Origin of the sequence: Nocardioides sp. 1609 (assembly GCF_004522105.1) — a bacterium.
In the GTDB taxonomy this organism is placed as follows: domain Bacteria; phylum Actinomycetota; class Actinomycetes; order Propionibacteriales; family Nocardioidaceae; genus Nocardioides.
On sequence record NZ_SPUJ01000001.1, the window covers coordinates 979,770 to 995,055 of the forward strand.

Here is a 15,286-nt window from a genome sequence, read left to right on the forward strand (position 1 = left end):
GCAACGACCCTAGGTCGGCCCACCGACAACCGACGAACCTCTGAGGTACCTCAGACCGCGTCCGCTCCGTGCGCGCCCGCAGTTGGCCCCACACGTGCAATTGCTGCGATCGGCTCGATCCTTGGCGCCGGAACTGGCCAATCCGCGGCAATTGCGCGGATAATGCCGGTCGGTGCAGCGCCCGCTGGCCCCACGCGTGCAATTGCTGCGATCGGCTCGATCTCGGGCGCCGAAGCTGGCCGATCCGCGGCAATTGCACGGCTCGGGCCGGTCGCGCCCGCCGCGCCCGACGACCCTCGTCAGGCCAGCAGGCTCCGGACCACGCGCAGGCCGACCGACATCCGGGCCAGGTCGACCTCGCCGTCGGCGCAGATCTGGGCCACGGTCTCCGCGGCGCGGGTGACGCGGACGTCCTCGCCGTGCTCCCAGGCCGCGATCCGGTCGGCGGCCGGGTCGTCGGCTGAGCTGTCGGCGAGCACCTGGGCGGTGAGCTGGGCGTGCACGGAGTGCAGGTCGTCGCGCAGGGTCGCGCGCGCCATGGTCTGCCACTGGTCGTCACGCGGGAGGGCGAGGATCTGCTGCACCAGCAGCGGCAGCCCGAGCCGCTCGGCGAGCGCGAAGTGCACCCGCGCGACGCCGGCCGGCTCGAGGTCCTCGCGGCTGGCGATCTCGATCACGTTGAGCAGCTGGTAGGCCGTCGGCAGCATCGCCACGCGGGAGGCGAGGTCCTCGGGCACCTGCCGCTCGACGAGCGCCGCGCGCCGCCCCTCGTACGCCGCCAGCTCGCCGCCGACCAGCAGGTCGGGGAGCTCGGTCATCGCGGCCTGCATCGGGCCGGAGAAGACGTCGACCAGCGCCTGGCTGTCGAGCGGGGGGCGCCGGTTCGTGATCAACCAGCGGGACCCGCGCTCGACCAGCGTGCGCATCTCGATGCGCATGTGGGTCTGCACGGCGGCGTCGAGGTCGTTGTCGTAGGTCGCGATCTCCTGACGCAGCGCCAGGGACCCGAAGATCTCCCGGGCCACGAAGTTGGCGCGGGTGAGCTCGGCGGCGCTGGCCCCGGTCTCGCCGGCCAGCCGCGGCCAGTAGGTCATGCCGGCACCGTTGACGAGGTCGTTGACGACCTGGGTCACGATGATCTCGCGCCGCAGCGGGTGGTCGACGATGCGGTCGGCGAACCGTTCGCGGACCGGCGTCGGGAAGTAGCTGCGCAGGTCGAGGTCGAGGTACGGGTCGTCGGGCAGGTCGGAGTCGATCAGCTCGGTGGCGAGCACGATCTTGGTCCAGGCGAGCAGCACCGACAGCTCGGGGACGCTGAGCCCCTCGCCGCGCTCGATGCGGCGGCGCACCTGACGGCTGGTCGGGAGCGCCTCGAGGTCGCGGTTGAGGACGCCGTCCCGCTCGAGCTGCTTCATCCACGACTCGTGGACGTGCAGCAGCGGGGCGGCGTTCGAGTCGGCGTTCGCGAGGGCGAGGTTCTGCTCGTAGTTGTCGCGCAGGACCAGCCCGGCGACCTCGTCGGTCATCTCCGCGAGCACGGCGTTGCGGTGCTTCTCGGTCAGGTCACCGGAGGCGACGACCCGGTCGAGGAGGATCTTCAGGTTCACCTCGTGGTCGGAGGTGTCGACGCCGGCGGAGTTGTCGATGAAGTCGGTGTTGACGCGGCCCCCGTTGCGGGCGTACTCGATCCGGCCGAGCTGGGTGAGGCCGAGGTTGCCGCCCTCCCCCACGCACCTGGCCCGGAGCTCGCCGCCGTCGACGCGGATGGCGTCGTTGGCCTTGTCACCGGCGTCGGCGTGGGTCTCGTCCGCGGACTTCACGTAGGTGCCGATGCCGCCGTTCCACAGCAGGTCGACGGGCGCGAGCAGGACCGCGCGCATCAGCTCGGCCGGCGTCACCTTCTCCACGCCGTCGTCGATGCCCAGCGCCGCGCGGATCTCGGGCGTGAGCCGGATCGACTTCGCCGAGCGGGGGAAGACGCCGCCGCCGGCGGAGATCAGCGACGCGTCGTAGTCCTGCCAGCTCGAGCGGGGCAGCTCGAAGAGGCGACGGCGCTCGGCGAAGGACGTCGCGGGGTCGGGGTCGGGGTCGATGAAGATGTCGCGGTGGTCGAACGCCGCGACCAGCCGGATGTGCTCGGAGCAGAGCATCCCGTTGCCGAAGACGTCCCCGGACATGTCGCCGACGCCGGCACAGGTGAAGTCCTCGGTCTGGCAGTCGACGCCCATCTCGCGGAAGTGCCGCTGGACCGACACCCACGCGCCACGGGCGGTGATCCCCATCGCCTTGTGGTCGTAGCCGACCGAGCCGCCGCTGGCGAACGCGTCGCCGAGCCAGTACCCGTAGGACTTCGCGACACCGTTGGCGATGTCGCTGAACGTCGCGGTGCCCTTGTCGGCGGCCACGACGAGGTAGGAGTCGTCGCCGTCGTGGCGCACGACGCGCTCCGGCGGCACCGTCTCGCCGTCGACGAGGTTGTCGGTGACGTCGAGCAGCCCCGAGATGAAGGTCTTGTAGCAGGCGATGCCCTCGGCGAGCCACGCGTCACGGTCGACCGACGGGTCGGGCAGGTGCTTGGCGAAGAAGCCGCCCTTCGCGCCGACCGGCACGATCACGGTGTTCTTGACCATCTGCGCCTTGACCAGGCCGAGCACCTCGGTGCGGAAGTCGTCGCGGCGGTCGCTCCAGCGCAGCCCGCCGCGCGCGACGGCGCCGAAGCGCAGGTGCACGCCCTCGACCCGGGGCGAGTACACGAAGATCTCGTACGCCGGGCGCGGCTCCGGCAGGTCGGGGATCGCCGACGGCTCCAGCTTGAGCGAGATGAAGGTGTGCGGCGCCCCGGCGGAGGTGAGCTGGAAGTAGTTGGTGCGCAGCGTCGCCTGCACGTGGGTGAGGTAGGACCGCAGGATCCGGTCGTGGTCGAGGCTCGCGACGTCGTCGAGGGCGACGAGGATCCGCTGCTCGACGTCGGCCTCCTCGGACCGGTCGCGGTCGGGGTCGAAGCGCGCCTCGAACAGGTCGACGAGCATCCGGGTGATGTCGACGTTGGAGGACAGGGCGTCCTCGATGTAGTCGAGGGCGAACGGCGTCCCGCCCTGCTTCATGTACTTCGCGTACGCGCGCAGCAGCGCTGCCTGGCGCCAGGTGAGCCGGGCGCCGAGGACGAGCGCGTTGAAGCCGTCGATCTCGGTGTAGCCGTCCCAGACGGCGCGGATCGCGTCCTGGAAGAGGATCCGGCCCTCCTCGGGGAGGGTGCCGGGGTAGCGCAGCCCGAACTCGTAGATGTGCGAGGGCCGCTCGACCCCGACGAGCGTGTAGGGCCGCTCGTCGACGACCTCGACGCCCATCGAGCTCAGCATCGGCAGGATCTGGCTCAACGACAGCGGCGAGCCGATCCGGTACAGCTTGAGGCGCGCCTCGCCGCGGCCGGCGTCGACGTCCTGGTACAGCGAGTGGTCGATGCCCTCGTCGCCGTCGATGCCCTCGAGCCGGCCCAGGTCGACCGAGGCCACCCGCGGCGGGAAGTCCTCCTTGTAGGCCTCGGGGAACGAGTCGAGGTAGCGGCGGCCAAGGATGGCGCCGACCTCCTCGCCGTACTCGGCGATGACGGCGGAGGTGAAGTCGTCGCGCCACGACCGGGAGGCCTCGGCGAGCCGACGCTCGAGGTCGGTGGTGTCGATGTCGGGGATCGACTCCCCCGCCGGCTGGTGGACGACGAAGTGGACCCGCGCGGTCGTGGACTCATTGATCCGGACGTTGAACTCGACGTCGTCGGCGCCGAGCCGGTCCTTGAGGATCTGCACGAACCTCTCGCGGACGCCGGTGTTGTAGCGGTCGCGCGGGAGGTAGACGAGCACCGACACGTAGCGGCCGTAGGTGTCCTTGCGGATGAACATCCGCACCGCGCGGCGCTCGCGCGCCTGCATCGCGGCCTCGGCGAGCGGGCCGAGCTCCTCGATGGGGGTGTGGAACAGGTCGTCGCGCGGATAGGTCTCGAGCGTGTCGAGCAGGGCCTTGCCGGCGTGGCTCTGCGGGTCGAACCCGCTGCGCTGCAGCACCGACTGCACCTTCTCGCGCACCAGCGGGATGCGCAGCAACGACTCGGTGTAGGCGGCGCTCGAGAAGAGGCCGAGGAACCGGCGCTCGCCGTTGACCTCGCCGTCGTCGCCGAAGGTCTTCACACCGACGTAGTCGAGGTAGGCCCGGCGGTGCACTGTGGCGCGCGAGTTGGCCTTGGCCAGCACCAGCAGGGTCTTCTCGCGGGCCTTCGCCTTGACCGGGTCGGGCAACCGACCGAACGACTCCGACAGGTGCTGGTCGGAGCGCAGGATGCCGAGCCCGCTGCCGGGGACGGCGCGCAGGACGTCGTCCTCGACGCCGTCGACCTCGGCCCGGTCGAGGGTGTACTCGCGGTAGCCGAGGAAGGTGAAGTGGCCCTCGGCCAGCCAGGTGAGCAGCTCGCCGGACTGGCGCAGCTCCTCGGGGTCGAGCGGCGGCGGGTCGTCGCGCAGCTCGGCGGTGATGGCGGCGACCCGCTCGTTCATCTTCGCCCAGTCCTCGACGGCCTCGCGGACGTCGCGCAGCACCCGCTGGACGTCCTCGACGATCGTCGCCGGGTCGTCCTCCTCGCGGAGGCGGTCGATCTCGACGTGCATCCACGACTCGCGGATGCGGGCATCGTCGGGCTCCGAGGCACCGTCGGCCACCGGCGTCACCGACACGAGCTCGCCGGTGAGGGTGCGCTCGACGTCGAAGTTCGGGTGGACGACGAGGTGGACGTCGCGCAGCTGGCGGCTCAGCTCCATCGTCAACGAGTCGACGAGGAACGGCATGTCGTCGACGACGACCTCGACCACCGAGTGACCGCCCGCGCTCCAGCCGTGCTCGGCCGAGACCGGCGTGACGACGCGGACCTGCGCGGTGCCCTGCGCCCGGACGTCGGCCAGCTTGAAGTGCGAGGCGAGGGCGCCGTACACGTCGGCGTCGGAGCGGTCGAGGAGGTCCTCGGGCGCGACGTGGCGGAAGTAGGCCTGCAGGAGACCGTCCACCGCGTCGTGCGGCGGCCCCCCGCTCCCCTTGCCGTGCTTCGCCAGGTCGGCGGCCTTCGCCAGGAGCTCGGCCTTGTCTGCATCGTGCGTCGTCGTTGACACGCAGCCCAACCTAGGGCCCGCCGTCGAGGGCCACAACCGCCGGGGTGGGTGTCGCGCCGGGCGCTCCTAGAGCATGCTGCGGACGTCCCAGAGGACCGGGTAGTACTGCAGCGGGAGCCGTCCGCGCAGGTAGGCCGAGCCGCTCGAGCCGCCGGTCCCGGACTTCGCGCCGATCATCCGCTCGACCATCACCACGTGCCGGGCGCGCCAGCTCGCGGCGAGCTCGTCGTGCTGCAGCAGGGCCTCGGCCAGGGCCCAGACGGCGGCGTGCCGGTCGCGGTCGTGGGCGGCGGTGCGCACCGAGTCGGCGACCTGCTCGTCGTCGTCGGCGGGCAGCCCCCGGGCGCGCAGCACGGCGACGAACGCGTCCCACAACGTCGGCTCGTCGAGCCGCGCCCGGAGCCGGGCCTGCTCCTCCTCGGTGAGCCCGCGGAAGCGGCGCAGGTAGGCCGGGTCCTTGGCGCCGGAGAGGAACTCCAGCTCGCGGAACTGGACGCTCTGGAACCCGCTGGCCGGCGCGAGCCGCTGCCGGAACTCGAGGAAGTCCTGCGGCGTCATCGTCTCCAGGACGTCGACCTGGTGCACCAGCACCCGCTCGATGACGTGGACCCGCGCCAGCAGGTGCTGGGCGCGCCAGAGACCCGCGGCGGGGTCTCCCCCGGCCGCCGCGGCGAGCATCGTGTCGCGGGCCGCGACCACCTCGTGGAGGAGCTGCTTGAACCACAGCTCGTAGACCTGGTGGATGGTGATGAACAGCAGCTCGTCGTGCGCCGGCGGGTCGGACTCGAGGTGCTGGGCATCGAGCAGGACGGGCAGCCGCAGGTAGCTGCCGTAGGTCAGCTGGGCGCCCTGCTCGCCGAAGGAGACGAACTGCTCGCGGTTCTCGTCACTCATCCGAGCAGCCAACCACGTCCGGTCGGGTGTTCGTCTCCGGACCGGTCCGCAGGTCGTGGGATGCTCCGGAGGCCATGAACCGCACCCGCTCGCACTCCCGTCCCCGGCGTCCGGCCGTCGCCGTCGTCGTCGTCCCGCTCCTCGCGACCCTCCTGGCCGCCTGCAGCTCCGAGGCCGACGACGAGCCCACCCCCACGCCGCCCGCCGACGCGAGCAGCAGCGACGGGGCCACCACCGACGGGGCCACCACGGACGGGCCCGCCGCGGGCGGGCCCGCCGCGGGCGGGGCCGCCGACCAGGCCGACCTGAGCGCGGCGGCCGAGGCCCTCGAGACCGCGGACACCGGCCGGTTCCAGCTCTCGCTCGACAACGCCGGCGAGACGCTGCAGACCAAGGACGGCATCTACCGGCTCACCGACGGCGCGTCGTACAGCACCACCGTGGTCAACCGCACCGACCAGACCGTCACCACCCGCACCCTCGCCGTCGACGGCGTCGTCTACACCCAGGTCGACCAGCCCGGTGGCGTCGAGTTCGACCAGTGCTGGATCCGCTACGACCAGGAGACGCTGACAGAGCTCAGCCCGGGCTACGAGGGCGGCGCACCGCCCAACGAGGTCACCACGGTCCTCGGGGCGAGGTTCGACGGCGACCGGGTGACGGCGTCGCTCGACGAGGTCGTCGGATCGCTCGGCAACCACTTCCTGCAGATCCTCGGCCTCGGGGCCGGCGGGTCCGAGCAGACCCCGATCGAGGTCGCGATCCAGGACGGCGTCCCGGTCGGGTGGCGCACCACCTTCGCCGACCTGGTCGCGAGCTCCACCGCCGCCGGCAACACGCCCGTCGAGGGCGTCGACTCGGTCGGGTCCGCCCAGCTGGTCGTCACCCTGAGCGAGCTCGGCTCCCCCGTCGACCTCACCGCCCCGCCCGGCCGGCTGCAGGTGCCCTTCGACGGCGACGTCCCCACGCTGGAGGACGCCGTGCGGACCTGCGAGTCGCGCACCTGAGGCGTGTCCCGGGTCGCGGCGCCGCCGCCCCGGCATGATGGGGGCATGGCCAAGTCGATCCGTCACGAGATGCCCTACGACGCCCCCGTCGAGACGGTGGCAGCGATGCTCGCCGACCCGGCCTTCCGCGAGGAGGTGTGCCGGGCCCAGGGCGCGGTGCGCCACCACGTGAGCGTCGAGGGCAGCACGGTCACCATCGACCAGTGGCTGCCGACCGCCGGCGTCCCCTCGTTCGCGCGCAAGATCGTCGGCGACGAGACCAACATCGTGCAGGTCGAGCGGTGGGGCACGCCGTCGCACGGTGACGTCGAGGTGTCCATCCCGGGCAAGCCCGGCGAGATGAAGGGCTCCGCGGTGCTGGTGCCGTCCGGCGCCGGCACCCTCGAGACCGTCGAGCTGACCGTGAAGGTCTCGATCCCCCTCGTCGGCGGCAAGCTCGAGGGCCTGATCGCCGACCTGCTGCTCAAGGCCCTCAAGGCCGAGCACAGGACCGGGATCGCCTACCTGTCGCGCTGAGCCTGCTCCGTCCGCGGGTCCGTCCGCGGCTCCACCTCGGTCGGGTCCACCTCGGTCGGGTCCACCTCGGTCGGGTCCGTCCGGGCGTCCGAGCGCCGGCGCAGCCAGACCACGATCGCGAGGACGACGAACGGCCCGAACGCCAGGACCAGCGTCAGGGCCTGCTCGACGGGGTGCAGGGCCCCCAGGTGCAGCGGTGTCATCACCGACGATTGTGCCGCACCCGGGGCCGGGCGCCGGTCCTCGGGCTCAGTCCTCGCTGCCCATGTGCGGGTAGAGGTGGTCGGTCGGCGGCACGAACGTCTCCTTGATCGAGCGCGGGGAGGTCCAGCGCAGCAGGTTGCTCGCCGCGCCGGCCTTGTCGTTGGTGCCCGACGCCCGGCCGCCACCGAAGGGCTGCTGGCCGACGACGGCACCGGTCGGCTTGTCGTTGATGTAGAAGTTCCCGGCCGCGAAGCGCAGGTCGCGGCGGGCGTCGGCGATGGCCTGGCGGTCCTGGGCGATGATCGCGCCGGTGAGGGCGTACGGCGCGATGCCCTCGAGCTGGGTGAGGACCCGGTCGTAGGAGCGGTCCTCGAAGACGTGCACGGCGAGGATCGGGCCGAAGTACTCGGTCGAGAACATCTGGTCGGTCGGGTCGGTCGAGGCCACGACGGTCGGGCGCACGAAGTACCCCACGGAGTCGTCGGTCTGGCCGCCGGCCAGCGTCGTCAGGTGCTTGGTGCGGGAGACCCGCGCGATGGCCGCCCGGTGCTTGGCGAAGGCGCGGTCGTCGATGACGGCACCCATGAAGTTCGACAGGTCGGTGACGTCGCCCATCGTGAGGTTCTCGACGTCCTGGAGGAACTGGTCCTTCATCTTGTCCCACACCGAGCGGGCGACGTAGGCGCGCGAGGCGGCCGAGCACTTCTGGCCCTGGAACTCGAACGCGCCGCGGATCATCGCCACGCGCAGGACGTCGGGGTCGGCGCTGGGGTGGGCGAGGATGAAGTCCTTGCCGCCGGTCTCGCCGACGATCCGCGGGTAGGACCGGTAGGAGGCGATGTTCTCGCCGACGGTGCGCCAGAGGTGCTGGAACGTCGGCGTCGAGCCGGTGAAGTGGATGCCGGCGAGGTCGGGGTGGGTGAGCGCGACCTTCGAGACGTCGAGGCCGTCGCCGGGCAGCATGTTGATGACGCCGGGCGGCATCCCGGCCTCCTCGAGGAGCTCCATCGTCAGCGACGCCGCCAGCTGCTGGGTCGGGCTCGGCTTCCACACGACGGTGTTGCCCATCAGCGCCGGGGCGGTGGGCAGGTTGCCGGCGATCGCGGTGAAGTTGAACGGCGTGATCGCGTAGACGAAGCCCTCGAGCGGGCGGTGGTCGGTGCGGTTCCAGATCCCGGGCGAGTTGGCGATCGGCTGCTCCGCGAGGATCTGCTTGGCGTAGTGGACGTTGAAGCGCCAGAAGTCGATGAGCTCGCACGCGGCGTCGATCTCGGCCTGGAACGCCGTCTTCGACTGCCCCAGCATCGTGGCGGCGTTGATCCGCTGGCGCCACGGCCCCGCGAGGAGGTCGGCGGCCTTGAGGATGATCGCGCAGCGCTCGTCGAACGGCATCCGCTGCCACGGCAGCGCGGCGTCCTTGGCGGCCTTGACCGCCGCCTCGGCGTCCTTGGTCGTGGCGTTCTTGAGCGTGCCGAGCACGTGCTGGTGGTCGTGCGGCTGCACGACCTTGACCTCCGCGCCGCCGCCGTTGCGCCGGCGACCGTTGATGTGGGCCCGGAACGTGTGCTGGCGACGCTCGAGCTTCTCGATCTCGACGACCAGGGCGGCCCGTTCGGGGCTGCCCGGCGCGTAGGTCAGGTTGGGCTCGTTGGTGGGAGCCGGCGGGGTGGTGATCGCGTCCATCCCGCGACTGTACTGAGAGCGCGCCGCCGAGCCGAGTCGCCGACGCTCGAGCAGTCGGGGTCCCCGGACCGGCCCGTCCCGACCCGCGGGTCACGACCACCGACGGCGCTGGTCCTCGTCCTCGGACAGCCCCGTCACGCCAGCAGGTCGGGGACCTCCTGGGTCGCGTACCAGGCCAGGTCGTCGTCGGGGTCGGCGCCGGCGGGGCGGTCAGCCGTGTCGGCGTGGACGGCGACGACGCGCTTCAGCGGCACGGGGTGCCCGGCCGTGGCGTCGGCCACCTCGGCGACGACGACGACGCGGCGGCCGGGTCCGGCGAGCAGGTCGGCCGAGACGTCCGCGGCGGTCATCAGGGCGGCGTACTCGGACTCCTCGTCGTCGCCCTCGGCAAGGACGACGACGTCGGGGTCCGGCACCGTGATCGCACCGGCCGACCAGGCGTCGCGCAACCGGTCGAGGGTGGTCGGGAGGTAGACCCGGGTCACGTCGCGCCACCCCGCGGCGGCCGGCGGGACGACGTGCGCTTGTGACCGCGCGGCGCCCGGGTGGCGGTCGTGGTGGAGAGCAGCTCGTCGAGCGCCTCGCGCAGGCAGGTGCCGAGCAGGTCGGCGTCCGGCAGCTGGTCGCGGTCGGCGTTCAGGCCGTAGAACACGCGGCCGTCGTAGGAGGTGACGCCGATCGCGAGCGGGTGGTCCTCGAGCAGCGGCGGCACCGGGTAGGTCGCGACCATCCGCGCGCCGGCGAGGTACAGCGGGGTCTGCGGGCCGGGCACGTTGGTCACGCTGAGCTGGTAGCCGCGGCGGACCTCGGTCGCCGCGACCCGCGCGGCGATCGCGTGGAACGTCGTCGGCGCGAAGCCGGCGATCCCTGCGATCCGGTCGGCCGCGACGCTGCGTCCGGTGTCGGCGTGGGCCTGGAAGGAGTACGACACCTGGTGCAGCCGGACCAGCGGGCTGGCCTCGCCGACGGGGAGGTTGACGTAGTGCGGGGCGATCTGGCCGAGCGACGTCGCCTCGAGCTCCTCGTCGACCACCGAGACCGGTACCAGGGCGCGCATGTGCCGGGTGCCGCCGAGCGCCTCCCCGCGCGTCATCAGCCACGCGCGCAACCCGCCGGCGACGGTGGCCAGCACCACGTCGTTGACCGTCCCGCCGTGCGCTTCGCGGATCCGGCGGTAGTCGTCCAGCTCGGTCTCGACGGTGACGACGCGGCGCTGCTGCGAGAGCGGGCCCGCCATCGCGCGCCGCTTCGGACGACGTCCGGTGAGCGCGTCGGCGACGACCTTGGCGCGCGACGACGCGCGCTCGGCCGTCCGCAGCGCCGAGCCCGTGGTCACCGAGACGGTGTCGACGAACGTCGCCGGCGCGGTGACGGAGTCGCGGACGGCGCCCGCCACCAGCCGCAGCGCCGACGGGATCGACCGCGGCGTCCAGTCGTCGGGCTCCAGCGGCCTCGGCTCGGCCACGCTGTCGAGCAGCAGCTGTCCGAGGTCGACGGTGTGGACGCCGTCGACGAGCGCCTGGTGCGACTTCGACAGCAGCGCGAACCGGCCCTCGGCGAGTCCCTCGACGACGTAGATCTCCCACAGCGGGCGGCTGCGGTCGAGCCGGCGCGACACGATCCGCGCGACGAGCTCGCGCAGCTGGTCGTCGGTGCCGGGACGCGGCAGGGCCGAGCGGCGTACGTGGTAGCCGAGGTCGAAGTGCTCGTCGTCGACCCAGACCGGCGTCGCCAGGCGGCCGGGCACCTCCACCAGGCGCTGGCGGTAGCGCGGCACGAACGAGATGCGGTCGCTGACGAGCTCGAGCAGCCGGGCGTGGTCGAAGCCCGCACCGCCCGGCTCGAAGACCTCCACCGTGGCGTTGTGCCGCGGCGCGACGACCGTCTCGGCGGTGAGGAACGCCAGGTCCCTGGCCCGCAGGCGTTCGACCATGACACGTCCTCTCGCGAGCTGCCCCCCGGCGGCCCGGCGGTTCCCGGGCTTGTCCCTCGTGGGATTCTGGCAGAGAGGCCCCCACCGCGGGGCAGCAGACCGTGCCGTCCATCGCTCGAAGGTGTTCTCTTGACCGGCTCCACCATCCGCCGAGGCGCTGCCGCGACCGCCGCCCTCGCCCTGCTCCTGACCACCTCCGCCTGCGGCGGTGACGACGAGGGCGGCAGCACCGAGGTGAAGGTCATCGAGGTGAGCCTCGAGGGCGGCACCATCACCCCGGACGGCGACCGGATCGACGTCGACGTGAACCAGCCGATCGACCTCGTCGTGACCGCCGACGAGCCCGGCACCCTGCACCTGCACTCCTCGCCCGAGCAGACCTTCGAGTTCGACGCGGGCGAGAACGCTCCCATCGAGCTGCAGTTCGACCGACCGGGACTGGTCGAGCTCGAGCTGCACGAGCCGGCCTCCCTGCCCGTGCTCGAGCTGCAGATCAAGTGATCCCGCCCACCGGTCGGTTCGGGGGCGACCTGTCGGCGCACGGCATCGGTGGTCAGCAGGACCTCCCCATCTCGCTGGGCCTGGCCATCGCGGGCGCGGTCGCCGCGCTCGTCGTCTCCTTCACCGTCCTGGCCGTGGCGTGGCGCAAGCCTCGCTACGACGCCGCGACGAGCGGCCGCCCCGCACCCGAGGCCGTCCAGCGGCTGGTGGCGCACCCGGCGTTCACGATCGCGCTGCGCGTGGTCGGCATGGTGCTGTTCGGCTACACCGTCTTCGTCGCGCTCTTCGGCGTCGACAAGGTGATCAACCCGATCTTCGGCATCTTCTTCGTGTGGCTCTGGGTCGGCATCGTGCCGCTGTCGCTGCTCTTCGGACCGTTCTGGAAGGCGATCAGCCCGGTCCGCACGATCAACCTGCTCCTCGCCAAGGTGGTCGGCAGCGACCCCGACGACGGGCTGCACCACTACCCCGACCGGCTCGGCTACTGGCCGGCCGCCGTCGGCCTGTACGCGTTCGTGTGGTTCGAGCTGGTCTACCCCTACATGGCCGAGCTCAGCCCGGTGCGCTTCTGGTGCGCCGTCTACGTCGCCGCGATGCTGCTGGGTGGCGCGCTGTTCGGCAACCGCTTCTACGAGAACGCCGACCCGTTCGAGGTCTACTCCACCCTCGTCGGCAAGCTGTCGATCTGGGGCGAGCGCGACGGCGTCCTCCTGGTGCGCAGCCCGCTCGCGAACGTCGACAGCGTCCGCGTCGCGCCCGGGCTCGTCGCCGTCGTCGGCGTCCTGGTCGGTAGCACCGGGTTCGACTCGTTCGGCGAGTCGCCGACGTGGGTCCGCTTCCTCCAGGGCACCCAGGTCAGCGGCTACCTGCTCGACAACCTGGCGCTGCTCGGCTTCTGCCTGGCCGCGACGGGCATCGTCGCGGGGGCGTCGATGCTGACCGGCGTCCACACCGACCAGCGGCGCAGCGACCTGCCCAACCTCTTCGCGCACTCGATCGTCCCGATCGTCGTCGGGTACGTCGTCGCGCACTACCTCAGCTACTTCGTCGAGGTCGGCTCGCGCTACCTCGTGCTGGCCAGCGACCCGCTCAGCAACGGCGCCGACATCCTCGGCACCGGCAGCTGGACCGGCATCGTCTGGCTGGGCTACCACCCGACCCTGCTGGCCAACCTCAAGGTCGGCGCCGTCGTCGTCGGCCACGTGGTCGCCGCGGTCGTCGCGCACGACCGGGCGCTGCGCCTGCTCCCCGCGCGCCACCAGCTCACCGGCCAGCTGCCGATGCTGTTCGCGATGGTCGGCATCACCAGCGGCGGGCTCTTCCTCCTCTTCTCCAGCTGACCGCCCGCGCCGACCCGTCAGCGATCGGTGACGGGTCAGCGCGAGCAACCACCGACCCGTCAGCGATCGGTGACGGGTCAGCGCGGGAGCGGCAGGAGGGAGTCGACGAGGACAGCGACAGCCCGGGTCAGCGCGGACTCGCCGGACTCGAGCAGCGTGCGGCCGGCGACCAGGGCCCGGTCGACCGCGACCCGGTCGTCGGGCAGGAAGTGCAGCCCGGCGAGGCGCCCGAAGCCCGCGACCATGCCGGCGATGTCCTTCTCCGACCAGCCGAGCGAGGGGCGCATCCGGTTGACGACGACCCGCACCGGCCGCGGCGGGCCGGAGTCGACCACGGCGCGCAGGTCGACCAGGGCGCGCGCCAGTCGGGAGAGGCCGACCGGGTCGGCGCCCCCGACGACCAGCACCTCGTCGGCGACGTCCAGCGCGCCGAGGGTCAGCTGGTTGCGGGCCGGTCGGGCGCCCAGGTCGACCGCGGCGTCGCCCTCGAGGCTGAACCCGGTGTCGACGACGACCTCGCCCTGCCCGCGACCCAGCTCGAGCAGGTGCTCGACGGTGCCGGGGCGGACCTCGCTCCACCGGTCGGGACGCGGCAGTCCGGTGACCACCGTCAACCGGGGGTCGAGCGCGCGCTGCACGGTCGTGAACCGCTCCTCCAGGTCGCCGGCGGTGGCCAGCCGCGCGGCCGAGAGCAGCCCGGAGACCTCGTCCATGATGCCCAGCTGCTGACCGACCGTGCCGCCGTACGGGTCGGCGTCGACGAGCATCGTGCGCCGCCCGCGGCGGGCCAGCTCGGCGGCCACGGCGGCGGCGACCGTGCTGCGCCCCGGTGCGCCCGCGGGTCCCCACACCACGACCACCCGGCCGCCGGGGCCGCCGGGATGGCCAGGAACGCCGGGGCTGCCGGGCGCGAGGTCCGCGTCGGGGAGCGACGACGACCGCGCAGCCACGGACCCGGCGGGGGGCCCGGCCGGCGGCGGGCCGAGCGTCGCGGCGGCGTCGGCGGCCAGGACGGCGTCCGGCAGGGTGGTGATGGCCGAGACGGTCACGACGGTCGCGATGCCGATCCTGGACGCCCGCACGCGCCCGGCGTCGAGCTGGTCGTCGGCGACGACGGCGACCGCCCGGACGCCGTGGTCGTGCAGCCGCGCCACCGCGGCGGCGTCGAGGCCGCGGGACTCCAGGCCGAGGACGGCGACCTGCGCCTGCCCCGCGGACGCCGCCGCCAGCAGGTCGTCGACGTCGACGCACCGCTTGAGCACCACGGTGCCCGGGTGCTCCCCGAGCGCCGTCAGTGCCGGCGACTCCCACGCGGCCCCGGCGGCGACCACCAGGACGACGATCATCAGGCGACCTGGGCCAGCGAGACGACCGGCGTGCTGATCGAGCCGAGCAGGCCGTAGAACTCGCCCACCTCCGCGTCCGGGACCGCCAGCTCGACCTGGCGCTCACCGCCCGGCGCGAACCCGTCCTCGGTGGGCGGGGCGGCGACCACGGTCACGCCCTCGAGCGCCGGCTCGCCGGCGTCGCGGGACGCCCGCCCGTCGAGCGCGGCGTCACCGGTGACGTAGACGTCGACGACGGCGCCCGGTCCGACCCCGCTCGGCACCAGCAGCGGCGTGACCGCGAGCGACACCGTGACGGTGCCCGCGTCGTCGGTCGTGCCGATCGCCGAGCGCGGCAGCAGCTCGCCGCCGCCGATGCCGCGGAGCACGGTGAGGTCGTCGGGCAGCTCGTCGTCGACGGTGAAGTAGCGGGTCTGGTCGTCGCCGTCGGCGAACCGCACCCGCCGGGCCACGAGCCCGTCGGGGTCGAGCCGCTCCCCGACCCCGGCGTCGTCGGCCACGGCCCACACCTGGACGGTGTCGTCGGCGTCGGCGAGCACGCGCGCCCCGACCACGACCGAGGCCGCGACGATCGCGACGCCGACCCACAGCCGTGGGTCGCGCCAGCCTGGTGAGGACGACCGGACCGCGGGCGGCACCGGGCCGCGGCCGTCGAGGTCGTCAGGACTCCCGAGTTTCCTGGACACGCCGACATTGTGAGCCTGCGCGGCCG

Annotated in this window: 12 protein-coding genes; 4 read left to right on the top strand and 8 right to left on the bottom strand. The window is 72.8% G+C overall.

The window, feature by feature from the left end; translation table 11 throughout:
• Positions 1-299: 299 nt before the first annotated feature.
• Both E4623_RS04385 and E4623_RS04390 read right to left on the bottom strand, forming a co-directional pair.
• Positions 300-5,150 (bottom strand): NAD-glutamate dehydrogenase, encoded by a 4,851-nt coding sequence (locus E4623_RS04385; RefSeq protein WP_134765244.1) that lies wholly within the window; start codon positions 5,148-5,150, stop codon positions 300-302.
• 66 nt (positions 5,151-5,216) lie between these two features.
• On the bottom strand, positions 5,217-6,044 hold the full coding sequence (locus E4623_RS04390; RefSeq protein ID WP_134765245.1) for a tryptophan 2,3-dioxygenase family protein: 828 nt from the start codon (positions 6,042-6,044) through the stop codon (positions 5,217-5,219).
• Between the two features lie 74 nt (positions 6,045-6,118).
• Here E4623_RS04390 and E4623_RS22485 point away from each other — a divergent pair, with 74 nt between their 5' ends.
• The gene (locus E4623_RS22485; RefSeq protein ID WP_167736476.1) at positions 6,119-7,051 is read left to right on the top strand and encodes a hypothetical protein; all 933 of its coding nucleotides are present in this window, start codon (positions 6,119-6,121) and stop codon (positions 7,049-7,051) included.
• A gap of 45 nt (positions 7,052-7,096) precedes the next feature.
• Positions 7,097-7,567, top strand: a complete 471-nt coding sequence (locus E4623_RS04405; protein ID WP_134765247.1) for a DUF2505 domain-containing protein — start codon at positions 7,097-7,099, stop codon at positions 7,565-7,567.
• Here E4623_RS04405 and E4623_RS04410 read toward each other — a convergent pair.
• From E4623_RS04410 to E4623_RS04425, 4 genes are all read right to left on the bottom strand, one after another.
• Entirely contained in the window at positions 7,552-7,770 is a 219-nt protein-coding gene (locus tag E4623_RS04410) for a hypothetical protein (RefSeq protein WP_134765248.1), read from the bottom strand. The two genes, E4623_RS04405 and E4623_RS04410, sit on opposite strands and share 16 nt — an antisense overlap.
• 46 nt (positions 7,771-7,816) lie before the next feature.
• Positions 7,817-9,454, bottom strand: coding sequence for an L-glutamate gamma-semialdehyde dehydrogenase (pruA, locus tag E4623_RS04415; protein ID WP_134765249.1), 1,638 nt, complete (start codon positions 9,452-9,454; stop codon positions 7,817-7,819).
• Between the two features lie 134 nt (positions 9,455-9,588).
• Positions 9,589-9,939: a hypothetical protein gene (locus E4623_RS04420; RefSeq protein ID WP_134765250.1), complete on the bottom strand. Its 351-nt coding sequence runs from the start codon at positions 9,937-9,939 to the stop codon at positions 9,589-9,591.
• Positions 9,936-11,387, bottom strand: coding sequence for a wax ester/triacylglycerol synthase family O-acyltransferase (locus E4623_RS04425; protein WP_134765251.1), 1,452 nt, complete (start codon positions 11,385-11,387; stop codon positions 9,936-9,938). The genes E4623_RS04420 and E4623_RS04425 overlap by 4 nt, the downstream gene beginning before the upstream one ends.
• A gap of 129 nt (positions 11,388-11,516) precedes the next feature.
• Here E4623_RS04425 and E4623_RS04430 point away from each other — a divergent pair, with 129 nt between their 5' ends.
• Both E4623_RS04430 and E4623_RS04435 read left to right on the top strand, forming a co-directional pair.
• Entirely contained in the window at positions 11,517-11,888 is a 372-nt protein-coding gene (locus E4623_RS04430; RefSeq protein WP_134765252.1) for a hypothetical protein, read from the top strand.
• Positions 11,885-13,228: a hypothetical protein gene (locus tag E4623_RS04435; protein ID WP_245154852.1), complete on the top strand. Its 1,344-nt coding sequence runs from the start codon at positions 11,885-11,887 to the stop codon at positions 13,226-13,228. Before E4623_RS04430 ends, E4623_RS04435 begins: the two co-directional genes overlap by 4 nt.
• A gap of 77 nt (positions 13,229-13,305) precedes the next feature.
• Here the strand turns inward: E4623_RS04435 and E4623_RS04440 are convergent, their stop codons facing one another.
• Entirely contained in the window at positions 13,306-14,574 is a 1,269-nt protein-coding gene (locus E4623_RS04440; protein WP_134765253.1) for a chromosome partitioning protein, read from the bottom strand.
• On the bottom strand, positions 14,574-15,260 hold the full coding sequence (locus E4623_RS04445) for a hypothetical protein (protein ID WP_134765254.1): 687 nt from the start codon (positions 15,258-15,260) through the stop codon (positions 14,574-14,576). Before E4623_RS04445 ends, E4623_RS04440 begins: the two co-directional genes overlap by 1 nt.
• Positions 15,261-15,286: the final 26 nt, after the last annotated feature.